General features: G+C 70.0%; 23 protein-coding genes. 15 read left to right on the top strand and 8 right to left on the bottom strand.

Features of this window, described 5'->3' with window-relative positions:
• Window positions 1–14 precede the first annotated feature (14 nt).
• The 5 genes from AB0M01_RS09295 (at window position 15) to AB0M01_RS09275 (ending at window position 3,841) form a co-directional block, all read left to right on the top strand.
• Window positions 15–455, top strand: coding sequence for a thioredoxin family protein (locus AB0M01_RS09295; protein ID WP_363667268.1), 441 nt, complete (start codon window positions 15–17; stop codon window positions 453–455).
• Window positions 456–733: 278 nt separating this feature from the next.
• Window positions 734–1,180 (top strand): DUF4395 domain-containing protein, encoded by a 447-nt coding sequence (locus AB0M01_RS09290; RefSeq protein WP_363667266.1) that lies wholly within the window; start codon window positions 734–736, stop codon window positions 1,178–1,180.
• 12 nt (window positions 1,181–1,192) lie between these two features.
• Window positions 1,193–2,041 carry a sulfurtransferase gene (locus AB0M01_RS09285; protein ID WP_363667264.1) on the top strand — a complete coding sequence of 283 codons (849 nt, stop codon included), beginning with the start codon at window positions 1,193–1,195 and terminating at the stop codon, window positions 2,039–2,041.
• A gap of 1 nt (window position 2,042) precedes the next feature.
• Entirely contained in the window at window positions 2,043–2,339 is a 297-nt protein-coding gene (locus AB0M01_RS09280; protein WP_363667262.1) for a DUF1416 domain-containing protein, read from the top strand.
• A 278-nt stretch (window positions 2,340–2,617) separates the two neighbouring features.
• A complete protein-coding gene (locus tag AB0M01_RS09275; RefSeq protein WP_363667260.1) occupies window positions 2,618–3,841 on the top strand; it encodes a choice-of-anchor P family protein in 1,224 nt (407 codons plus the stop codon).
• A 112-nt stretch (window positions 3,842–3,953) separates the two neighbouring features.
• Here the strand turns inward: AB0M01_RS09275 and dtd are convergent, their stop codons facing one another.
• A complete protein-coding gene (dtd, locus tag AB0M01_RS09270) occupies window positions 3,954–4,379 on the bottom strand; it encodes a D-aminoacyl-tRNA deacylase (protein ID WP_363667258.1) in 426 nt (141 codons plus the stop codon).
• Window positions 4,380–4,473: 94 nt separating this feature from the next.
• On the opposite strand from dtd, the gene AB0M01_RS09265 reads away from it, so the two are divergent.
• Window positions 4,474–5,304 (top strand): 3-keto-5-aminohexanoate cleavage protein, encoded by an 831-nt coding sequence (locus AB0M01_RS09265; RefSeq protein ID WP_363667256.1) that lies wholly within the window; start codon window positions 4,474–4,476, stop codon window positions 5,302–5,304.
• A gap of 13 nt (window positions 5,305–5,317) precedes the next feature.
• Here AB0M01_RS09265 and AB0M01_RS09260 read toward each other — a convergent pair whose 3' ends face one another.
• Entirely contained in the window at window positions 5,318–5,752 is a 435-nt protein-coding gene (locus AB0M01_RS09260) for a hypothetical protein (protein WP_363667254.1), read from the bottom strand.
• Window positions 5,749–6,984 (bottom strand): molybdopterin-dependent oxidoreductase, encoded by a 1,236-nt coding sequence (locus tag AB0M01_RS09255; protein ID WP_363667253.1) that lies wholly within the window; start codon window positions 6,982–6,984, stop codon window positions 5,749–5,751. The genes AB0M01_RS09260 and AB0M01_RS09255 overlap by 4 nt, the downstream gene beginning before the upstream one ends.
• A 319-nt stretch (window positions 6,985–7,303) precedes the next feature.
• Between AB0M01_RS09255 and AB0M01_RS09250 the strand changes: the two genes are divergently transcribed.
• The gene (locus tag AB0M01_RS09250; protein ID WP_363667251.1) at window positions 7,304–7,867 is read left to right on the top strand and encodes a hypothetical protein; all 564 of its coding nucleotides are present in this window, start codon (window positions 7,304–7,306) and stop codon (window positions 7,865–7,867) included.
• Window positions 7,867–9,786, top strand: coding sequence for a hypothetical protein (locus tag AB0M01_RS09245; RefSeq protein WP_363667249.1), 1,920 nt, complete (start codon window positions 7,867–7,869; stop codon window positions 9,784–9,786). Before AB0M01_RS09250 ends, AB0M01_RS09245 begins: the two co-directional genes overlap by 1 nt.
• A 187-nt stretch (window positions 9,787–9,973) precedes the next feature.
• Here AB0M01_RS09245 and AB0M01_RS09240 read toward each other — a convergent pair whose 3' ends face one another.
• Window positions 9,974–10,336 carry a DsrE family protein gene (locus AB0M01_RS09240; RefSeq protein WP_363667247.1) on the bottom strand — a complete coding sequence of 121 codons (363 nt, stop codon included), beginning with the start codon at window positions 10,334–10,336 and terminating at the stop codon, window positions 9,974–9,976.
• A 170-nt stretch (window positions 10,337–10,506) separates the two neighbouring features.
• Here AB0M01_RS09240 and AB0M01_RS09235 point away from each other — a divergent pair, with 170 nt between their 5' ends.
• Window positions 10,507–11,001 (top strand): FABP family protein, encoded by a 495-nt coding sequence (locus AB0M01_RS09235; RefSeq protein WP_363667245.1) that lies wholly within the window; start codon window positions 10,507–10,509, stop codon window positions 10,999–11,001.
• On the opposite strand, the gene AB0M01_RS09230 is transcribed toward AB0M01_RS09235, so the two are convergent.
• Both AB0M01_RS09230 and AB0M01_RS09225 read right to left on the bottom strand, forming a co-directional pair.
• Complete coding sequence (locus tag AB0M01_RS09230) at window positions 10,998–11,678, bottom strand: response regulator (protein WP_363667243.1); 681 nt, start codon at window positions 11,676–11,678, stop codon at window positions 10,998–11,000. The genes AB0M01_RS09235 and AB0M01_RS09230 overlap by 4 nt on opposite strands.
• Window positions 11,671–12,927, bottom strand: a complete 1,257-nt coding sequence (locus AB0M01_RS09225; protein WP_363667240.1) for an ATP-binding protein — start codon at window positions 12,925–12,927, stop codon at window positions 11,671–11,673. Before AB0M01_RS09225 ends, AB0M01_RS09230 begins: the two co-directional genes overlap by 8 nt.
• Window positions 12,928–13,112: 185 nt before the next feature.
• Here AB0M01_RS09225 and AB0M01_RS09220 point away from each other — a divergent pair, with 185 nt between their 5' ends.
• A complete protein-coding gene (locus tag AB0M01_RS09220) occupies window positions 13,113–14,495 on the top strand; it encodes a cation:dicarboxylase symporter family transporter (RefSeq protein WP_363667238.1) in 1,383 nt (460 codons plus the stop codon).
• A gap of 57 nt (window positions 14,496–14,552) precedes the next feature.
• Here AB0M01_RS09220 and AB0M01_RS09215 read toward each other — a convergent pair whose 3' ends face one another.
• On the bottom strand, window positions 14,553–15,368 hold the full coding sequence (locus AB0M01_RS09215) for an LLM class flavin-dependent oxidoreductase (protein ID WP_363667236.1): 816 nt from the start codon (window positions 15,366–15,368) through the stop codon (window positions 14,553–14,555).
• Window positions 15,369–15,474: 106 nt separating this feature from the next.
• Between AB0M01_RS09215 and AB0M01_RS09210 the strand changes: the two genes are divergently transcribed.
• The 5 genes from AB0M01_RS09210 to AB0M01_RS09190 all read left to right on the top strand — a co-directional run bounded on the left by AB0M01_RS09210 (window position 15,475) and on the right by AB0M01_RS09190 (window position 19,366).
• Window positions 15,475–16,479: a glycine cleavage T C-terminal barrel domain-containing protein gene (locus AB0M01_RS09210; protein WP_363667234.1), complete on the top strand. Its 1,005-nt coding sequence runs from the start codon at window positions 15,475–15,477 to the stop codon at window positions 16,477–16,479.
• A gap of 58 nt (window positions 16,480–16,537) precedes the next feature.
• On the top strand, window positions 16,538–17,539 hold the full coding sequence (locus AB0M01_RS09205; protein ID WP_363667232.1) for an asparaginase: 1,002 nt from the start codon (window positions 16,538–16,540) through the stop codon (window positions 17,537–17,539).
• A 173-nt stretch (window positions 17,540–17,712) separates the two neighbouring features.
• A complete protein-coding gene (locus tag AB0M01_RS09200; RefSeq protein WP_363667229.1) occupies window positions 17,713–18,189 on the top strand; it encodes a helix-turn-helix transcriptional regulator in 477 nt (158 codons plus the stop codon).
• Between the two features lie 30 nt (window positions 18,190–18,219).
• Window positions 18,220–18,753 carry a hypothetical protein gene (locus AB0M01_RS09195; RefSeq protein WP_363667227.1) on the top strand — a complete coding sequence of 178 codons (534 nt, stop codon included), beginning with the start codon at window positions 18,220–18,222 and terminating at the stop codon, window positions 18,751–18,753.
• 256 nt (window positions 18,754–19,009) lie between these two features.
• The gene (locus AB0M01_RS09190) at window positions 19,010–19,366 is read left to right on the top strand and encodes a DUF2516 family protein (RefSeq protein WP_363667225.1); all 357 of its coding nucleotides are present in this window, start codon (window positions 19,010–19,012) and stop codon (window positions 19,364–19,366) included.
• 113 nt (window positions 19,367–19,479) lie between these two features.
• Here the strand turns inward: AB0M01_RS09190 and AB0M01_RS09185 are convergent, their stop codons facing one another.
• On the bottom strand, window positions 19,480–20,316 hold the full coding sequence (locus tag AB0M01_RS09185) for a L,D-transpeptidase family protein (protein ID WP_363667223.1): 837 nt from the start codon (window positions 20,314–20,316) through the stop codon (window positions 19,480–19,482).
• Window positions 20,317–20,371 lie beyond the last annotated feature (55 nt).

The raw sequence follows: 20,371 nt of genomic DNA, 5'->3' as shown, positions 1-20,371 counted from the left end.
TACTCTCGAATGCTGTGAGTACCGGGATTGTCGTGCTGGTCGCCGCGGTCGCCGCCGGGGTCCTGCTCAGCGTGCTCAAGACCTGGTACGACGGACGGTTCCGCAGGAGCGAAGGACAAGCAGTGGACAGCGCCGACCACCTCACCGCCGACGACCTCGGAGCCGAACTGGGCGAGCGGGCCACCCTGCTCCAGTTCTCCTCAGCGTTCTGCGCCCCCTGCCGCGCGACCCGCCGGATCCTGTCCGAGGTCGAGGGCATGGTCGACGGCGTCCGCCACGTCGAGCTCGACGCCGAGTCGCACCTCGAGCTGGTCCGCCGGCTGAACATCCTTCGCACCCCGACGGTCCTGGTCCTCGACGCCGCCGGCGACACCGTCACCCGGGCCAGCGGTGCCCCGCGCAAGGCCGACGTGATCGCCGCGCTGGGCGCGGCCGTGGACCGTCAGGCCAGCTGAGAGATCCCGCATCCTGATCAGTTGTCTCAGGAAGTGGGACCACGGGTGGTGGGCCTGCCGGGTTTCCGTACTCTCGACACGTGGCTTACACGACATGGCTGACCAAGCGCAGGGCAGTGGACAACTGCCGGATGCGCTCGTCCCTGTGTCGTCGCCCCTGACCAGGTGGCGTCCCGAGCGCTCCGGAACCGGTAGCTGAGCACGGTCCGGCTGTACGCCGCCTCCCGCAGTCCGTCGGGCGGGCGAGTCTCGATCCAGCTCCTTGCCGAGGAGTTCGTATGTCGGAAACTGTCACCCCGCAGGTCGATCCGCGTGGACTCCGGTTCGCGGCGGCGCTGACCACGGTCGTGCTGGCGCTGACCCTGATCCTGAACAGCCCGTGGCCGCTGGCGATCCAGGCGGTCGTGTTCGCGGTCTCGGTCGCGTTCGGCGTCCAGGCGTCGCCGTACGGGCTGCTGTTCAAGCGGCTGGTCCGGCCCCGGCTGGCGCCGCCCAAGGAGTTGGAGGACGCGGCACCGCCGCGGTTCGCCCAGCTGGTCGGGCTGGTCTTCGCCGCGCTCGGCCTGATCGGTTACCTGAGCGGCGCCGAGGTGCTCGGCGTCGTGGCCACCGGATTCGCCCTGGTCGCCGCGTTCGTGAACGCGGCGGTCGGGCTGTGCCTCGGTTGCGAGGCCTTCTTGCTGATCCAACGCATTCGTACGCCCAACCCCGCAACTACCAACTGAGAGGCAGCACACATGAGCAGGGAATCCGCTCTCGTCTCGGCCGACTGGGTCGAGGAGCACAAGTCCGACGACAACGTCGTGCTGATCGAGGTCGACGAGGACGTTTCGGCGTACGACGCCGGCCACATCGCCGGTGCGATCAAGCTGGACTGGAAGGACGACCTCCAGGACCAGGTCCGCCGCGACTTCGTCAACCAGGAGCAGTTCTCCGCGCTGCTGTCCGAGCGGGGCGTGAAGAACACCGATACCGTCGTCCTGTACGGCGGCAACAACAACTGGTTCGCGGCCTACGCCTACTGGTACTTCAAGCTCTACGGTCACGAGGACGCGCGTCTGCTCGACGGCGGCCGCAAGCGCTGGGAGCTGGACAGCCGCGAGCTGACCGACGAGGTCGTCAAGCGCGACGCCACCGAGTACGCCGCCAAGGCGCCGAACCTGGACATCCGCGCGTTCCGCGGCGAGGTCGAGGAGGCGATCGGCGTCAAGAACCTGGTCGACGTGCGCAGCCCCGACGAGTACGCCGGCCGCCTGCTGGCCCCGGCCCACCTCCCGCAGGAGCAGGCCCAGCGCGCCGGGCACATCCCGACCGCGGCCAGCATCCCGTGGAGCAAGGCGGCCAACGACGACGGCACCTTCCGCTCCGACGACGAGCTGAAGAAGCTCTACTCCGACGCCGGTGTGGACTTCGGCAAGGACACCATCGCGTACTGCCGGATCGGCGAGCGCTCGGCGCACACCTGGTTCGTGCTGCACGAGATCCTCGGCCAGGAGAACGTCAAGAACTACGACGGTTCGTGGACCGAGTGGGGTTCGCTGGTCGGCGTACCGGTGGCGCTCGGCGACGAGCCCGGGGAGGCCTGACATGTGCGGAGCCAAGCAGGGCGGCCTTGACCTCAAGGGCGTCGACATCGACAAGGAAGCTGTGATCCAGGGCCAGGTGCTGCGCGGCGAGGAGCCGGTCGGCGGCGCCTACGTGCGGCTGCTGGACTCCAGTGGCGAGTTCACCGCCGAGGTCCCGACCTCGGCGACCGGGCACTTCCGCTTCTTCGCGGCCCCCGGCAGCTGGACGCTGCGCACGCTCGCGCCGAAGGCCGAGCCGGTCGACCGGCAGGTCGTCGCGCAGTACGGCGAGGTGGCCGAGGTGGCCGTCGCGGTCTGACGCTCTGTAGATTGAACGACCCTGAGGGGCCCGGGCCTTGCGCGCCCGGGCCCCTCGTCGTTGCCGTCGTACTGGTTGCCGGGCGCCAGTACTGATGCACGGTAGGTGCCGAAACACCAATATTTGCTGGGTTTTCGGCGTGTCACCGGCGCGTCAGGGAGTTAGGTAACGGTTTGGTTACGGACTCCCTGCAGCTCGTTACCTACTGCGACCGACTGAGTTGTGTCTGTGTCCTGGCCTGCAGTTCGGGTCACGTCATCACTCAGGGAGGAGGGGTCATGAGACCCCGCATCAACAAGAAGTTCGCCGCCGTCGGCGTTGCCGCGGTCGTCGGCGTGGCTTCGACGATCGCGCTGACCTCGGGTTCGGCGAGCGCTTCGCCGGTCTACGGTTACAACGGTTACTCGATCGGCACGGACGTGCAGGGTGGCATCGCTGCCAGCGGCCCGCAGGTCAAGAGCGAGATCAGCTGCACCACCGACGCGAGCCGCAAGTCCCGCAACGACCTGGCGACCGCGAACGTGAACAACCAGGCCATCGCCAAGACGGTCACCACGGACACCTTCGCCTTCGCGGAGAAGCGCGGCAACGGCGTGACCAGCACCGCCACCGCCGCCGACATCCGGGTCGGCTCGCTGCTGCACCTGACCGGCGCCAAGACCACGACCACCGCGTGGATCAAGAACGGCGTCACCTACTACACCGGCAGCACCACCTTCGCCGGCGTGAAGATCGGCGCCGTGAACGTTCCGTCGCTGCTGAAGGCCAAGCCGAACACCAAGGTCGCCATCCCGGGCCTGGGCTACATCGTGCTGAACCGGGTCGGTGGCGTGAAGACCAGCACCGGCATCTACTCGTACGCGCAGGCGGTCGTGCTGCACGCGACGGTGAAGAACAAGTACATCCCCGAGGGTGTCGACGTCGCGGTCCTGAAGACCCGCGCCGAGGTCACCAAGCCGGCCACCGCGCTGGTCATCGGTGACGCGTACGCCACCAAGGCGAACGTCGACAAGCTGGTCAAGTCGGGTCCGACCTCCTACCAGGCCACCTGCCAGGGCACGGAAGGTCGTACGGACCGGGTCGCGGTCGGCGAGCTGAACATCCCGAAGGTCGCCTACGTCGGCGCCGCGTTCACCACCAAGCGGGGTGCGATCGGTACCGAGAAGTCCTACGTGGACTTCAGCTCGCACGTCGCGGGCATCAAGGTCGCGAACCTGTCGATCGGCGCCATCGAGTCCTCCGCGTCCGCGTGGAAGACCAAGGACGGCAAGGTCGGCCTGAACTCGCACTCGACCATCGCCTCGATCAAGGTCGGCAACAAGGTCTACCCGGTCAAGACCGGTGAGAACGCCGAGCTGGAGATCCCCGGCGTCGCCAAGCTGACCTTCAACCAGGTCCTGCGGCAGAGCCGCTACATCTCCGTCAACGCCCTGGTGATCGACGTCTACAGCCTGAACACCAAGGTTGTCGTGGGCCACTCGGCCGCCGGTGTGATCGGCTGATCCAGCCCCACACCATCCCTGACTGAGTCGAACCTCACCGATCCAGTACAGGCACCACACGGCCCCGGCCGGATCCTCGGATCCGCGCCGGGGCCGTTGTTTTGTGGGGTTGTCAGGCGTCGAGGATCAGGGTGACCGGGCCGTCGTTGGTGAGGTGGACCTGCATGTTCGCGCCGAAGCGGCCGCGTTCGACCTTGGCGCCGAGGGACTCCAGGGCCGCGCAGAAGGCGTCGTACAGGGGTTCGCTGACCGGGCCGGGGGCGGCGGCGCTCCAGGATGGGCGGCGGCCCTTGCGGGTGTCGGCGTACAGGGTGAACTGGCTGATCGCGAGGATCGGGGCCTGCTCGTCGGCGGCGGAGCGTTCGTCGCGAAGGATGCGCAGGGTCCAGATCTTCGCGGCGAGGGTCCTGGCGGTTTCCCCGGTGTCGTCGTGGGTGACGCCGAGCAGGACCAGCAGCCCGGGGCGGTCGATCGCGCCGACCACCTCACCGTCGACCTCGACCGACGCGTCCGTCACTCGTTGCACCACAGCTCTCATGGGTCACAGTCTGCCGTTCGGGAAAATGTCCGGTTCTTCGGGTCTTTGACGGGTGAATCTCCCGCCCTCGGGGGATATCTGGCACGATTCGTCCATGACGTCGACGTTGATCACCGTTGCCCCGACCGGTGCCGAGACCGCCAAGGCGGACTGTCCGGCGCTGCCCACCACCCTCGACGAGCTGGTCGAGACGGCCAAGCGCTGCGAGGCGGCCGGGGCCGCGATGATCCACATCCACATCCGCGACGCCGAGCACCGCCCGACGCTCGACCTCGGCCGGCTCACCGAGACCGTCGCCGCGGTCCGCGAGAACACCGCGCTGATCGTGCAGCTGTCCACCGGCGGCGCCGTCACCGACCCGTTCGAGCACCGGCTGCGCGTCCTCGAGGCCGCGCCGGACTCCTGCTCGCTGACGATGGGCACGGTGAACTTCGGCGACGACGTGTTCATGAACCCGTGGCCGTTCGTCACCGAGCTCTACCAGCTCACGCAGGAACGGCACGTCGTACCGGAGTTCGAGCTGTTCGACCTCGGTCACGTCGCCGCCCTGCACCGGCTGCTGGACAAGTTCGGTCTTCCGTACGGCGGCCGCGTGCACTGCGATCTGGTGATGGGCGTCCCCGGCGGCATGCCCGGTACGCCGGACGCGCTCGTCGCCGCGGTCAACGCACTGCCGCCGGCGGTGACCTCGTGGTCGGCGACCGGTGTCGGCCGGACGACGCTTCCGGTTGCGCTGGCCGCGCTGTCGAAGGGCGGGCATCTGCGGGTCGGGATGGAGGACACGCTGACGCTCGCCAAGGGGCAGCCGGTGACGCACAACGCGGAGCTGGTCGAGCGGGCGGCCGCGCTGGCGACGCTGGCTCAGCGGCCGCCGATGTCGCCGGATGCCGCGCGCGAGCTGCTGAACGTCGCGCGCCGGGACTGAGTCGCGCGCCGGATCAAGCCGCGCGCCGGGGCCGAGTCGTGCGCCGGGACTGAACGATGGCGACGATCACGCCGATGACGATGATCGTTGCCTCTAGCAATAACCAGTCGCGGAGGTAGTCGCGCGGGAGCACGGTCGGGTTGACGCCTTTGCCCTGGCGGAGCAGCAGGGGGAGGGCGATCAGGGTCGTCAGGCCGGCGTACAGGGCGGTGGTGCGGACGGTGCCGACCGTGCGGTGCCGGCCGGGGCCGATCGACCATCTCGTCAGGAGCCAGCCGGCTGTGACGGTGAGCGGGACCAGGAAGAAGTCGTCGGCGAGGACCGCGCCGCCCAGCCAGAGCGGGAGGCGGATCAGGGCGTCGAGGCTGAGCGTCTGCAGGAGCAGGCGCAGTCCCCAGAGGCCCAGGCCGACGCCGACAGCTGCCATGGCTGCGCGAAGGATCTTCATGCGATGACCTCCAGGCGGTGGACCCACTTGGTCTGCAGGACGCCGGGGCGGTTCGGGGCGATGATCCGGGCCGGGAAGCCGTGGTCGAGGTCGAGGTCGGTGCCGTTGAGCTTCAGCGCCAGCAGTGTGAGCGGGTCGGCCGCGAACTGGGGCGGCAGCTCGCTGGTCGCGTAGAAGCCGCCCTTCTCCATCGAGACGACGCGGACGGTCGAGTGGTCGGGGGCACTGGCGAGGCGGAGCAGGTCGCGGATGCGGACGCCCTCCCAGGTGGCGCCCTGGCTCCAGCCTTCGACGCAGGCGATCGGGAGGTCGGAGCGGTGCTGCTGCAGGGACCGGAGGTCGGTGAGGGACCAGGAAAGTTGCCGGGGGCCACTGATGGTGAAGCGCCAGTCGTCGCCGACCGCCGTGACGCCGGCGTCGTGGGCGGTGCGGTTGACGGGGAGATCCTGCGGGCCGACGTTCGGTTTCCGCGGCGCGAGGACGGCGATCGGGCCGAGCGCGGGGACCGACTGGCCGACCGAGACGATGCCGACGAGGGCGCCTGCGCCGGCGACGGTACGGAAGAGGCCGCGACGGCTGAGGCCGGTGATCTCGGCGGGGAGAGAAGTGCGCGGGGGTTCCGCGGCGAGCGTCTGCTCTCCGGCGGCGACGGGCGTTTCGCTGGCGACCGGCTCCGGCGTTTCGTCGGCGAGTGGTGCGTACGGCGTACGGTCGGCTGCGTTTCTGGACCAGTGCGTGCGGATCAGCGGGAGTTTGACCGCGAGGTGGACCAGCAGGGCGCCGACGATGATCCAGGCCAGGGCGTAGTGGGTTTCCTTGAACGGGAACGGCCACGGGTACCACTGCAGGGTGTTGAGGAAGCCGATGAACAGCTCCAGGGCCATCGCCGAGACCAGGACCAGGATCGAGAGGCGTTCGAGGATCGTGGCCAGCGCCTGGCGGCTCGGCGGCCACGGGGGCTTCTCGAAGAGCTTCGGGTAGACCGTCCAGAGCTTTGCCAGCAGCAACGGAATCGCGATCGTGCCGCTGAGGACGTGCAGGCCCTGCGTGACCCGGTACAGCGACGCCGGGCGGCTGGGGATGTGCAGCCACCCCGGAGTCGCCTGCTGGAAATGGCTGAACAGGCCGGTCAGGAAGCAGACCACGACCGCGACCGCCAGCCAGCGGCCGACGACGGTGGCGACCCTGGGATGGTGCAGCGCCGAGCGGAAGGCGGGCTGTGGAAGCTTCATCTCTTCATCAGAACGCCTCCGGCGCCGGTCGGCGACGTCCTTGCGGTTACCTCCTGCGAACGTCCGCCGGTGCGGCTTACGGGTCTGCGACGGATCGGCGTCCGGGCTGGCGCGGCGAGGCCGGATTGTTGTCGGATTGCAGGTTTTGGCGGGTCGCCCGCGCCTTGACAGCGTGCAAGGGTGGTTGGTCGCGCGGACCGGATCAGGACGGATCCGGTGGGCCTGTGGATACGTCGGAACGGGTGGCACCGGATCGGCATAACCTGGTGGCCTGCTCGAGGTCGGTGCTTTCTGGTCGGGGTCGGAGAGGAGAAGGTCAGTGAGGACGCAGCTGCGGTCGCCGGACGAGGACGCGCGCGCGATGTCCGACCTCGCGGAAGTGGGCGACTGGAGCCGGCTCTGGGGACCGCCGCAGACCGGTCCGGCCGGGATCCGCGCGCTGGTCGCGCGGGTCGTCGCCGCGACCGGCTGGCAGCCGTGGGCGCCCGGTGACATCGACCCGGCCGAGTACGCGTGGGGCCTGGTGACCGCGCGCGAGACGGTGATGCTGGCGCTGCCTGACGCCGTCCTGCCGGAGAGTCCGCGCGGCACCTGGTCGGCGTACAACATCACGGCCGACGAGGTCGGTGACGCCGAGGACCTGATCGACGACCACTGGCCCGACCAGCTCGCGCTCGCGCGGCAGCACTGGGGCGACCCGGTGTTCGTCGGGCCCGGCAACGACCCACGGATCCCCGGCGAGTGGCGGGAACGGCGGCGGCACCTCGCGGTGTGGCTGCGACCCGGCGCCGAGTTCCACCTGTACGCCACCCGGCTGCTGCCGGGTGAGGCGAATCCGGCCGCCGGCTTCGCGTACTCCGTCTATGCGAGCGAGGTGGCGTGATGGCGCAGTCGGTCGAGGAAGAACTGCTCGAGAGCCTGTACCGCGGGTTCAAGCAGGTCGCGCGCGGTGTGCGGGCGACGTTCCGCGGGCTGCGGCGACTGCTGCGCGGGCGGCGCCGGCAGCGGGTCGGTGCGCCGGCGGTGGGCGGGCCTGACAACACGGTCGCGCCGAACGACGGGCCGGAGCTCGACGACAATCAGCTGCAGGAGCGCGAGCGCGAGCTCGACGAGAAGGAACGCCGCGCGATGACCGAGGCGGTTGTGCAGTACATGCGCAACAACCCGGAGGCGCGGGCGCAGCTCGACAACCTGACCGAGCACCAGCGGCGGATGCTGACGCTCGGGCTGGTCGAGCGGGCGATCCGGGACGAGACGCTGGACGTCGACGGGCCGGGGGACGAGCGGGATCCGCTGGATCTCGACGGGAATCGGGTGCTGGACACGCGGGACCGGGAGCTGCGGGACGCGGATGTGGACCGGCTGACCGATCGCGACGGCGATCGGGTGCCGGACACGCTCGAGCGCGATCGCGAGGACGCCGAGCGCGAAGGGGACGAGCGGGAGACTGCTGAGCGGGATCGCGAGGAGGGTGAGCGGGAGACCGCGGAGCAGGATCGCGAGGCCGAGACCGCCGAGCAGGACGCCGAGGCGCAGACGGCGGAGCGGCAGGGGCGCGATGGTGAGCCGGATCGCGAGGGTGAGGCCGCGGAGGATCGCGATCGCGAGGGTGGGCCTGATGGGCTGCCTGCCGCGGCGGCCGGTGCTGCGGTGGCGGCTGAGGGGCTGGATCGGGATGGGCAGGATGAGATCGAGCAGGGTGAGGTCGCGCGGGATGACGTGGAGGTCGACCGGGAGTCGCCGGAGGTAGACCGGGACCCGCAGGAGGCCGAGCAGGCTGCTGACCGCGACCCGCAGGAGGTCCAGGAGGCCGCGGAGCGGGACGAGCAGGCGGAGCCTGAGAACGGTCCGGAGCAGGCTGAGCCCGACCAGGGTCCGCAGGCGGAGGCTGACCAGAACCAGCAGGTGGACGCCGAGCGCGACGAGCAGGAGACGGATCAGCAGCGCGACCCGCAGGAGATCGAGCAGGCTGAGCCTGACCGGGATCCGCAGGCGGTTGAGCAGGGTGAGCCTGACCGGGACCTGCAGGCGGTTGAGCAGGGTGAGCCGGGGCTTGATCCGCGGGCGGTGGAGCAGGCCGACCGGGCTGAGGGTGAGCCGGAGGTTGCTCAGGGAGAGGTTGCTCGGGACGACGTACAGGTTGATCGGGAGCCTGCTGAGGTTGAGCAGCCTGAGGTCGACGAGTCTGTGGTTGAGCAGCCTGAGCGGGACGAGCCTGAGCGGGATCAGGACGACGTACGGGCTGAGCAGGAAGGGCCGGCGCCGGACGAGCTTGATCAGGAGCAGGCTGGGCAGGAGCAGCCGTTGCGCGATCAGCAGGTCGAGCAGGAGCTGCCGGGGCGGGATCAGCAGGAGCAGGCCGGGCAGGATCAGCAGGTCGAGCAGACCGAGCGGGATGAGCCGGAGGCTGCTGGGCGGGACGACGTGGATCGGCAGCAGCAGGAGGGTGCCGAGGTGGAGACCTCGAACCTGCCTACTGGTGGGGATCTGCGGGCTGAGGCTCAGGCCCGGGAAGCTCAGGGGCCGTCAGGGCCGTTGGAGACTCGGCTGGAAGAGGATCGGCGGGCAGCCCAGCAGGACGGGCAGCGCGCGAACGGGCAGCAGAGCAACGCGCCGGCGATGACCGAAGCGGAGAAGGCGCAGCTCGGCGCGCTCACTCGCGAGGGTGTTGCGGGCCCGGCTGAGCGTGGGCCTCAGCGTCAGCTGGAGACCGCCGGCCAGGCAGGCCGTACGGCGGGAGCCCAGCACCAGCGCGACACCGACCGCGGCCAGGACTCCCAGGACCGCGACCGAAGCCGCTGAGCAGCGGCCGAGGCCGAGGCCGCACCGCCGAGCGGCGACGAGGTCGCGCCCGCAGGAACGCACCTGAGCCGCCCAGTGCCAACACGCCGAGGGGTGCGACCGAGGTCGCGGACGCACCGCCTAGCGGCGGGAGGTCGCGGCCGGCCCGGAGGTCTGCGTCGGATCCCGAGTGACACCCGGGTGGCTTTCAATAAACGATTGCTTGGGTGTTGTCCTGGAGGATTTCTTCGGTGAACGTCGGGGCTCCGGAGACCCTCGTGCCGGGGTGGAAGTCCGCCTCGGTGAGGTCTCGGCGTTTGGCGCACTGGGTGCAGACGGTGAGGATGCCGCCGGCCAGGACGCTTGCGAGGAGGTCTGACAGAGGCGCGGCGTGGGGGAGGTCGAAGGACTCGGCCCGGCCGGGGACAGCGAACCAGACCGACTCGCCGGTGAGCCACAGGGACACCGTGGCGCCGGCGGCTACGGCCGAGGCGGCGACGGTGAAGGCCTGGTTGGCGCGTTCGGGTTCTTCGGCGCCTGCGGTCAGCTTGATCACCAGCGTGCGGGACATCACGCCACCGTAGCGGAGGGCCGGGACGGGCATCGCCTAGACTGGCGAACGTGCTGCATGTCATCTTCACGACCCTCCTGGTCCTGGTCAGTGTGTTCATGGCCTGGTTCTCGGCGTTCGTCGTCTACCGCCTGTACCGCGGCCGTAGCGCGAACTGACAGACTGAGCCAATGGCGTTCGAGATCCCGCAGGACCTGCACCCCGACCTGATGCCGCTGGCCTGGCTGCTCGGCCGGTGGGAGGGGCGCGGGCACGGTGACTACCCGACGATCGAGAAGTTCGAGTTCGGGCAGCAGGTCGACTTCAGCCACAACGGAAAGCCGTACCTGCACTACGTCAGCCAGACCTACGTGGTCGGCGAGGACGGCACCAAGGAGCGTCCGCTCGCGGTCGAGACCGGGTTCTGGCGGCCGAAGCCGGACAACAAGCTCGAGGTCGTGCTGGCGCACCCGACCGGGTTCGCGGAGATCTGGTACGGCGAGATCGACGGCGCGAAGGTCGAGATGCAGACCGACGTGATCGCCCGCACGGCCACCGCCAAGGAGGTCACCGCGGGCCACCGCCTGTACGGGCTGGTCAAGGGCGAGCTGCTCTGGGCCTACGACATGGCCGGCGAAGGCCAGCCGCTCCAGCCCCACCTGTGGGCGACGCTCGTCCGCGTCTAACTCTCCGAGACCCAGCTGTACTCGACCTTCGGGCGGCCGCTGCGGCCGTCGTAGCGCTGGGTGCGGAGGGCTTGCTGCTGGTCGGCCAGGTGTTCGAGGTAGCGGCGGGCGGTGATGCGGGAGGTGCCGAGCTCGGTGGCCACCTCTTCGGCAGTCCAGCCCTCGCGGTTGCCGAGCAGTTGGACGACGCGGTCCAGCACCGATCCCGCCAGGCCTTTCGGCACTGAAGAAACTGTTGCCGGGTGCAACAAGCGGTCGACCTCGTCCTGGTCGGCGACGATCTGGCCGGACTCGGCGGCGCGGCGCTGGCGGGCGTACGCCGACAACCGGTCCCGCAGGGTTTCGAACGCGAAGGGCTTCAACACGTACTGGACGACCCCGATCCGGGCGGCGGCTTGTACGGCCGAGACCTCGCGGGCCGACGTGACGGCGACGACGTCGGTGGCGTTGCCGGCGGCACGCATCCGGCGGACGACGTCGAGGCCGTGGCCGTCGGGGAGGTTCATGTCGAGCAGGACCAGGTCGATCTGTCCTTGGGAGAGCACCGAGAGCGCGCGCGCCGCCGTACCGGCGATGCCTACGCAGGTGAAGCCCGGGAGACGGTCGACGTAAGTTCGGTGGGCTTCAGCAGCTACCGGGTCGTCTTCGACGACCAGAACACGAAGGAGATCAGGCACTCGCGCTCACCGCCCGCGGGAGCCTGACGCGGACGGTCAGCGCGGGGATCTCGTCCAGTTCGGAGTCGGGGTCGACCATCAACGTCCCTTGCCAACGCTCGACCGTGCTGCGGACCAGCACCAGTCCGAGTCCGTGCCCTGGCTCGTTCTTCGTCGTCCAGCCGCGTTCGAACATCCGGGCCAGCTCGACCGAGCCGAGCTCGGCGCCGGTGTTCGTGACGGCCAGGTCGATCGCGTCCGGCGTCGTACCGGCCTTGAGCTCGACGCGGCGTGGCGCGGGCCCACTTCGCGCGGCCTCGATCGCGTTGTCGAGCAGGTTCCCGACGACGGTGACGACGTCCTGCGCGGGCAGCCGCGTGTTCAGCGCCTCGGAGCCGAGCTCCAGCGTCAGCAGTACGCCGCGCTCCTGCGCCTGCGACAGCTTCGCCAGGAGCAGCGACGCCAGCACCGGGTCGCCGACCGTGCCGACGACGCGATCCGTCATCGCCTGCGCGAACTGCAGCTCCGACACCGCGAACTCGCGGGCTCGCTCCGGTCGGCCGATCTCGATCAGGCTGACCACCGTGTGCAGCCGGTTCGACGCCTCGTGGTTCTGCGCCTCCAGCGACTCCGCCAGGCTCCGGACCGCGTCCAGCTCACCGAGCAGCGCCTGCAGCTGGGTGTGGTCGCGCAGCGTCACGATCCGCCCGGAGCGGGCCGGTTGCTGGTTCACCACGACCACGCCGTACGCCCCGAGGTGCAGTTCGTCGTACGCCGTACGCCCGGCGCACAGCAACTCGGACAGAGCTGTCGGCAGGTGCAGCTCCTCGACCGTCGTCCCCGCCTCGACCTGGCGCAGCCCGAGCAGCTTCCGGGCCTCGTCGTTGACCAGCTGGACGCGCCCCTCGGCATCGATCAGCAGCAGGCCTTCGCGGGCGGCACGCAGTACCCCCTGATAGAAGTCGAGCATCCAGGCGAGGGCCTGGGTGCCCATCCCGCGGGTGGCGCGGCGGACCCGCCAGGCGACCAGCGCGTTGCCCGCGATCGCGACGCCGAGCATCAGGCTGGCGATGCCGAGCATCGTCCGGGTCTCGCCGCGCAGCAGCTCCGCCCAGCCCGGTGGCGTCAGCCCGGCCGCGGCGGCGTCCCGGTCGGCGCGGGCCCGGGTCCGGCTGGCCAGGATGATCCAGACCATCACGATCAGGACCGCGACCGTGCCGGTCTGCAGCCAGAGCACCTGGCGCCGCAGCTCCCACGGCCGACGTTTCATGCCGACATTCTCCACACCAGCGCCCCGACTGGTAGTGCGCGGCATCTGTTCGCCGCCGTACGACGGTTCGCCGCGCGCCGAACTGTGCGTACCGACCACGAACGATATGAACGAAATGCGCAGTTGTCCTGTGCGTCACGTCACAGTTACTCAGAACCCCGCACCGCCCGGCCAAGGAGCCACGTATGTCGACCACCGCACCGCGCCCGACCCCGGTCCGCAACGACCGGACCCATTTCCTGTACATCGCCGTGATCGTCGCCGTCCTGCTCGGGATCGGCGTCGGCTTCCTGTTCTCCGACTTCGCCGTCGAGCTGAAACCGCTCGGCACCGGCTTCGTGAACCTGATCAAGATGATGATCAGCCCGGTCATCTTCTGCACCCTGGTGCTGGGCATCGGCTCGGTCCGCCAGGCGGCCAGTGTCGGCAAGGTCGGCGGCCTGGCGCTGCTGTACTTCGTCGTGATGTCGACCGTGGCCCTGGGCATCGGTCTGGTCGTCGGCAACCTGGTCCAGCCGGGGTCCGGCCTGAACCTGACCGACAAGTTGCGCGAGACCGGCCAGAAGCAGGTCGGGACGGCGCACGAGACCACCGCCGACTTCATCCTCGGCATCATCCCGAAGACGATCGTCTCGGCGCTGACCGAGGGTGAGGTGCTGCAGACCGTCCTGGTGGCGCTGCTGGTCGGCTTCGCCCTGCAGGCGATGGGCGCCAAGGGCCAGCCGGTCCTGGACGGTATCGCGCACCTGCAGCGGCTGGTCTTCAAGGTGCTGGCGATGATCATGTGGGTGGCCCCGATCGGCGCCTTCGGTGCGATCGCCGCGGTCGTCGGCGCCACCGGCGTGGACGCCCTGGTCAGCCTGGGCAAGATCATGATCGCCTTCTACATCACCTGTCTGCTCTTCGTGGTCGTTGTCCTGGGCACCATTCTGCGGGTGGTCACCGGGCTGTCGATCTTCCAGCTGCTGCGCTACCTCGGCCGCGAGTTCCTGCTGATCGTGTCCACGTCGTCGTCGGAGACCGCCCTGCCCCGGCTGATCGGCAAGATGGAGCACCTCGGCGTCGGCAAGAGCGTGGTCGGCATCACCGTCCCGACCGGCTACTCGTTCAACCTGGACGGCACCGCGATCTACCTGACGATGGCGTCGCTGTTCATCGCCGAGGCGATGGACCAGCCGTTCTCGATCGGGCAGCAGGTCTCGCTGCTGGCCTTCATGATCATCGCCTCGAAGGGTGCCGCCGGGGTCACCGGCGCCGGCCTGGCCACGCTGGCCGGCGGTCTGCAGTCGCACCGCCCGGAGCTGGTCGACGGCGTCGGCCTGATCGTCGGCATCGACCGGTTCATGTCCGAGGCCCGCGCGCTGACGAACTTCGCCGGCAACGCGGTCGCCACGGTCCTGGTCGGCCACTGGGTCGGTCAGCTCGACCGCGAGCAGGTCAAGCAGGTGTTCGCCGGCGAGGACCCGTTCGACGAGGCCGCTTTCGCCGCCGGTGACACGCATGCGGGCGACGTACCGGCCGCGGTCGGCGCCGGTCCGGAGACTCCGCAGGACCGCGACCACCACTAGTCCACCTGTCCCACCCCTCAGCCAGCGCCCGTCAGCCACAGATGACGGGCGCTGGTGCTATTTCCCGGCCAGCAGCTCGACCACCGGCGCCAGCTCTTCCAGGTACGCCGAGTTGATGCTGATGTACGACGCCCCGAACGTGTCCCGCCGCCGGAGCAGCTCGTCGGCCATCTGCCGCGGGCCACCGGGCAGCAGCATCAGCGAATCCGTCGCCCGCAGGACGTCGGCGTCGACTCCGATCGCCTGCTTCGTCCACGGCGGCAGCTCCCCGTCGCCGGCCGCGAACACGTTCAGCGCCAGCTCGATGTCGTCGGCCCGTTCGCCGGCCATCGCCCGCAGGTCCCGAGTGAGTTGCCGCACCTCGGCCCGCGGGGTCATCGCCCCCTTCGCGATCGAGACCACGTCGGCCCGCTCGGCGGCGAGCGCGAGCGACTTGGGCCCGCCCGCGGCCATCAGCACCGGCGTGTGCCGGTCGCCGTCCAGCTCCGCGAGGTGGTCGAGCGTCTCCCGGATCTGCTGCAGCCGCTCCGCGCCGGTCCCGTACGGCAGCCCGAGGCGCTCCGCGAACTCGTCCGTCCCCGGCCGCCCGGTCCCGATCCCGAACTCGAACCGCCCGTCGGTCAGCACGGTCAGCGTGTGCGCGTCCCAGGCGGCGGCGTACGGCGTGCGCATCGGCGCCGCGGCGACGAACGTGCCGACGCGGATGTCGGCGACCGCGGCGGCCATCGCCAGGGACGGGAAGGGCGACAGCAGCTGGAGCCCGTCGGGCATCAGGATCGTGGAGTACCCGAGCTCGGCGGCCCGGCGTACGGTCTTGGTCCACTGGTCGTCCGGCGTGGCCACGATGCCGAACCGGAAGCGCTTGTCTGTCATCGTCCTGTCCTCTCCGAGTGGTACGTCCAGCCTCGCCGTCGCGGGTGTTGTCCACATCCCACGGAGGGAGGCATCGAGGGTACGCCGCGCGACGTACGCTGGTGACATGTCATCGATGCGCAGCCCCCTGCTGGACCTGCCCGCGGCGGTCGAGGCCGACGGCCTGGACGCCGGAGTCGCGGCGCACTACGGCTCGGACCTGCGCGAGCAACGGGCTCTGGCCGCGGGTGAGGGGTATGTCGACCTGTCGCACCGCGACGTGGTGACGATCAGCGGGCCCGACCGGCTCACCTGGCTGCACGCGCTGACCACGCAGTTCTTCGAGGGCCTGAAGCCCGGGACGTCGACGACCGCGCTGCTGCTGTCGCCGACCGGGCACGTCGAGCACGTGATGTACGGCGTGGACGACGGCGAGACGTTCTGGCTGCACACCGAGCCCGGCGCGGCCGCGGCGCTGGTTGAGTGGCTGCAGAAGATGGTGTTCATGTCGCGGGTGGAGATCACCGACGTCACCGATCGGTTCGCGATCGTGTGGCGGCCGGGCGGTGCGCCCGCTGGGGGCCCGCTGACGAGGTCGGGCGATGACTCGCTCGGCGGGTACGAGGCGTTCGTGCCCCGCGAGGAGCTGTCGGCGTACGCCGAGCTGGCGGGGCCGCCGGCGGGAGTGTGGGCGTACGAAGCGCTGCGGATCGAGGCCGGGCACCCGCGGTTCGGCCTCGACACCGACGAGCGCGCGATCCCGAACGAGCTGGGCTGGCTCGGCGTCGGCGTCCACCTGAACAAGGGCTGCTACCGCGGTCAGGAGACGATCGCCCGCGTGCACAACCTGGGTCGTCCGCCGCGGCGCCTGGTCCGGCTGCACCTGGACGGCTCGGTCGATCACCTGCCGCAGCACGGGTACGCCGTACGGGTGGGTGAGAAGCAGGTCGGGTTCCTCGGGTCCGCCGCGCGGCACCACGAGCTCGGGCCGATCGCGCTGGCGCTGGTCAAGCGCTCGGTGGACAGCGAGATCGAGCTGCAGGTGGTGGCCGAGGAGCAGCCGACGGTGACCGCGACCCAGGAGCTGATCGTCGACCCGGAGGTCGGGCTGCACGTGCGCTCGCGGCTGTGATTCGGATCATCCCCAACATGGGTTTTTGCTCCTGACTCCGGAGCCGTACAGTTCAGGCGTGACCGAACCTGTGATCGTGGCCGACGTCGTCCGCAGCGACTTCGTCGAAGGGCACCACCGCGGCTCCGTCGTGGTGACCAACCCCGACGGCGGCGTCGAGTGGTCCGCCGGCGTCGTCGACCAGCCGATGTTCCCGCGCTCGTCGAACAAGCCGATGCAGGCGCTCGGCATGCTGCGCCACGGGCTCGACCTCGACGGCCGGCTGCTCGCGCTCGCCGGGGCGTCGCACTCGGGCGAGCAGATCCACCTGGACGGCGTACGGGAGATCCTGGCGTCGGTCGGGCTGGACGAGTCCGCGCTGCGGACGCCCGCGCAGTACCCGGTCGAGGATTGGCGGCGCGACGAATGGGTCGCGGCCGGGCACGGGCCGGAGCGGATCACGATGAACTGCTCGGGCAAGCACGCCGCGATGCTCGCGACCTGCGTCGCGAACGGCTGGCCGCTGCACGACGCGGCCCGGGAGACCTCGCCGGACGGGGTGTGGGGCGCGGACGACTACCGGTCGCCGAAACACCCGCTGCAGCAGGTGATCCGGACCGCTGTCGAGGACTCGGCCGGGGAGAAGGTCTCGCATGTTGCGGTCGACGGTTGCGGGGCTCCGATCCTGGCGATCAGCCTGGCCGGGCTGGCGCGATCCTTCGGGCTGTTCGCGGCCGCCGAGCCGACGACGCTGGAGGGTCGCGTGGCGGATGCGTTCCGGGCCTTCCCGGAGTACGCCAGTGGAACCCGTCGCGACGAGTCCGAGTTGATCCACGCGATCCCCGGGCTGTTCGGCAAGGTCGGCGCGGAGAGCGTGTACGCCGTCGGGCTGCCGGACGGGCGAGGCATCGCCCTGAAGATCGACGACGGCGGCGCCCGGGCCCGCGCGGTCGTGATGGCCGCGACGCTGAAGATGCTCGGCTTCGAGCACGAGGTGCTGGACAAGCAGCTCCACTCCCCGCTGCTCGGCGGGGGAGTCCCCGTCGGCTCGGTCCGGCCGCACACGCCCGCCTTCACCTGAGCCCCCTCGGACCCCAGCCCTCCGCTCTCCACAGCGGACCTTCCCGCCTTCCTTCCCTTCCCGCCCCGCCCGCGCCGTAGGCGCGGGCGGGGCGGTCTCAGTTGTACGCACCGTGAGCGGGCTCACCTCTCGCCTGCTTGCAATTGCAAGCACCCTGCTAGCACACTGGACGCATGGCCAGGTTGAGTGATCGTGCGGCGGACGCGATGGGATCGGTGGGGGAGTACCTCGCCGAGCAGAGGCGGCATGCGCAGCTCTCGTTGCGGCAGTTGTCCGACCTGGCTGGCGTTTCCAACCCGTACCTGAGCCAGATCGAGCGTGGGCTGCGCAAGCCGTCGGCTGACGTGCTGCAGCAGCTTGCGAAAGCGCTGCGGATCTCCGCCGAGACGCTGTACGTGCGGGCCGGGATCCTCGACCCCGAGGACCGGGCCGAGGGTGGTAGCGCGACCGGTGTGGTCGACGCGATCCTGCTCGACCCGCTGCTGAACGAGCGGCAGAAGCGGGTGCTGCTCGACGTTTACGGATCCTTCGTCCGGGAGAACGCACCCGAGGACGACGTACCGGCCGCGCCCAAGCCGGCCAAGAAGACCGCAGCGGCGAAGAAGCCCGCGGCCCCCAAGACCCCTGCACCAAAGCGCACTGCCAAGTAAAAACGTTCTGCACCCGAGGAGAAGAGCCTGATGGCCACCCGTACCCCCGTCACGCCCCTGTACGTCATCGCCGGTGCCGGCGACCTGGCCGTGGAGAAGTTCCGCGCGGTCAGCGGCGACGTCACCGCCCGGTTCGCCAAGCTCGACCAGGACGCCCTGCAGACGTCGCTGCGGACCGAGCTGACCAAGCGCCAGGCGGAGCTGTCCAAGCGCCTCGAGGCGCTGGCCGCCGACGCCCGGACCGTCCCGGCCAAGCTGCGTGAGCTGCCGGCCGTCGCCCAGGCCGGTCTGACCACCGTGCTCGGCCAGGCCGAGGAGACCTACGAGGACCTGGCCGTCCGCGGCGAGGAGATCGTCGGCCGGATCCGCAGCCAGAAGGCGACCGAGGACCTGACCGCGCAGGCCAAGACCACGGTCAGCAAGGCCAAGGCGACCCGGACCACCGCGCGCAAGACCGCCGACAGCGCCACCAGCAACGTCAAGGCGACCGCGACCAGCGCCCGCAAGACCGCGAAGACCGCCGCCAAGGCCGCCGGTGACGCCGCCGCCAAGGTCGGCGACTGAAAGTAGTTCCGCACCGCAACACGCCGACGGGTGGTCCAGTTCTGCCGCTGAGCAGAGGTGGGCCACCCGTTGGCTTGCTAGGGCATCCCGGGCAATTCCTCGCCTACTGCGCGGCACCCGGCACGGCACCTCGCCGCACGGGAGCCAAGGCCACGATGCTGCGCATCGAGACCTCGTCTCCCGCACGCCGAGCTACCGCACCGGGCACCTGCTCGCTACGGCGACGAATTACCCGGCATGCCCTAGGCTCTAACGCATGCTCCCACTCGCCACGTTCCCGACCCTGTTCCCGGGGTTCGGCAATCCGTTCGACGTCATCTGGTGGGTGATCCTCGGCCTCAAGCTGGTCGCGCTGCTCGACGCGGCCTTCCGGCCCCGGCAGGTGTTCGTCGCCGCGGACAAGCTGACCAAGCCCGGCTGGGTGCTGATCCTGGCGACCTTCTCGCTGTCGCAGATCTTCCAGGGCGGCTGGCTGAGCTTCTTCGGGCTGATCGGGATCGTCGCCGCCGGCGTCTACCTGGTCGACGCCCGGCCCGCGCTGCGCGCCGCCAGCGGCCGTGGCCGCGGCGGAGGCTGGGGCATCCGGCGCCGCCGGGGCCCGCGCCCGCTCTGACCGACCCTGTACGACGAACCACCCCGTACGACGAACCGGGCCGCGCCGACTGATCGGCGCGGCCCGGCGTGCGTCGTACCGCCGAGCGCGACCCGGCGTACGTCGTCCTGACGCTACGACCGGTAGACGATCACCTTGTCGCCGACGTTGACCTGGTCGAACAGCCACTTGATCTTGCTCAGGTCGCGGACGTTCACGCAGCCGTGGGAGGCGCCGTTGTAGCCGCGGGCGGCGAAGTCCGACGAGTAGTGCACGGCCTGGCCGCCGCTGAAGAACATCGCGTACGGCATCGCCGAGTCGTACAGCTTGGAGACGTGGTTGCGGCTCTTCCAGCCGACCGAGAACGCACCCTCGCGGGTCGCCGTCTTCTTGGCGCCGAACCGGACGTCGAACTGCAGCTTCACGACCCCGTCGACGACGTAGCGCAGCTTGCGGCTGGTCTTGTCGATGCACAGCGCCGTCCCGGTCGCGCAGCGCTGGTCGAGCTTCTTGCCGTCGACCACCGGCGCGGGCGGGAACAACTCCTTCTGCGTCGGCTCGTGGGTCGCGGCCTTCAGCTGGTCCCAGGTGTTCTGGTCGACGTAGCCGAGCTCGGGAATCCCCTTGGAGGCCTGGAACTTCTTCACCGCGGTGCGGGTCATGGTGCCGAAGGAGTTGTCCAGCCAGCGCTTGTCGAGCAGCTTCAGCTGGATCAGCCGGGCCTCGACCTTGCGTACGTCGGCGCTGCTGGCGCCGTTGCTCCACAGGGCCTTCGGGTAGATCGGCAGCTCGCCGCTGACCTCGAACGGCACGGTCTTCAGGTCGGTGGACGCGGCCGGAGCAGCCGTCGCCTCACTTCCGGAACCGTTCAGTCCGTAAACCACCACCCCGGTGGCGGCCGCCGCGACCAGCATCCCGGCCAGCACGTGCCGGACCGCCGACACCTTCCCTACCCAGTTCCGCGCGCGCATCGCAAACCCCTCGTCCTTCGAACTTCCCCTGTAGGTACTGGGACGTCCGCCCCCG

The sequence above is a fragment of the Kribbella sp. NPDC051770 genome (genome assembly GCF_040681455.1).
Lineage (GTDB): Bacteria > Actinomycetota > Actinomycetes > Propionibacteriales > Kribbellaceae > Kribbella.
The sequence above is the reverse complement of the archived record's forward strand: the minus strand, read 5'-3'. Positions and strand labels throughout refer to the sequence as shown.

Coding starts and splice junctions, on each gene's coding strand:
- AB0M01_RS09290 (WP_363667266.1), top strand. CDS start 734: ATGTCGGAAACTGTCACCCCGCAGGTCGATCCGCGTGGACTCCGGTTC.
- AB0M01_RS09285 (WP_363667264.1), top strand. CDS start 1,193: ATGAGCAGGGAATCCGCTCTCGTCTCGGCCGACTGGGTCGAGGAGCAC.
- AB0M01_RS09280 (WP_363667262.1), top strand. CDS start 2,043: ATGTGCGGAGCCAAGCAGGGCGGCCTTGACCTCAAGGGCGTCGACATC.
- AB0M01_RS09275 (WP_363667260.1), top strand. CDS start 2,618: ATGAGACCCCGCATCAACAAGAAGTTCGCCGCCGTCGGCGTTGCCGCG.
- dtd (WP_363667258.1), bottom strand. CDS start 4,379: ATGAGAGCTGTGGTGCAACGAGTGACGGACGCGTCGGTCGAGGTCGAC.
- AB0M01_RS09265 (WP_363667256.1), top strand. CDS start 4,474: ATGACGTCGACGTTGATCACCGTTGCCCCGACCGGTGCCGAGACCGCC.
- AB0M01_RS09260 (WP_363667254.1), bottom strand. CDS start 5,752: ATGAAGATCCTTCGCGCAGCCATGGCAGCTGTCGGCGTCGGCCTGGGC.
- AB0M01_RS09255 (WP_363667253.1), bottom strand. CDS start 6,984: ATGAAGCTTCCACAGCCCGCCTTCCGCTCGGCGCTGCACCATCCCAGG.
- AB0M01_RS09245 (WP_363667249.1), top strand. CDS start 7,867: ATGGCGCAGTCGGTCGAGGAAGAACTGCTCGAGAGCCTGTACCGCGGG.
- AB0M01_RS09240 (WP_363667247.1), bottom strand. CDS start 10,336: ATGTCCCGCACGCTGGTGATCAAGCTGACCGCAGGCGCCGAAGAACCC.
- AB0M01_RS09235 (WP_363667245.1), top strand. CDS start 10,507: ATGGCGTTCGAGATCCCGCAGGACCTGCACCCCGACCTGATGCCGCTG.
- AB0M01_RS09225 (WP_363667240.1), bottom strand. CDS start 12,927: ATGAAACGTCGGCCGTGGGAGCTGCGGCGCCAGGTGCTCTGGCTGCAG.
- AB0M01_RS09220 (WP_363667238.1), top strand. CDS start 13,113: ATGTCGACCACCGCACCGCGCCCGACCCCGGTCCGCAACGACCGGACC.
- AB0M01_RS09215 (WP_363667236.1), bottom strand. CDS start 15,368: ATGACAGACAAGCGCTTCCGGTTCGGCATCGTGGCCACGCCGGACGAC.
- AB0M01_RS09210 (WP_363667234.1), top strand. CDS start 15,475: ATGTCATCGATGCGCAGCCCCCTGCTGGACCTGCCCGCGGCGGTCGAG.
- AB0M01_RS09200 (WP_363667229.1), top strand. CDS start 17,713: ATGGCCAGGTTGAGTGATCGTGCGGCGGACGCGATGGGATCGGTGGGG.
- AB0M01_RS09195 (WP_363667227.1), top strand. CDS start 18,220: ATGGCCACCCGTACCCCCGTCACGCCCCTGTACGTCATCGCCGGTGCC.
- AB0M01_RS09190 (WP_363667225.1), top strand. CDS start 19,010: ATGCTCCCACTCGCCACGTTCCCGACCCTGTTCCCGGGGTTCGGCAAT.
- AB0M01_RS09185 (WP_363667223.1), bottom strand. CDS start 20,316: ATGCGCGCGCGGAACTGGGTAGGGAAGGTGTCGGCGGTCCGGCACGTG.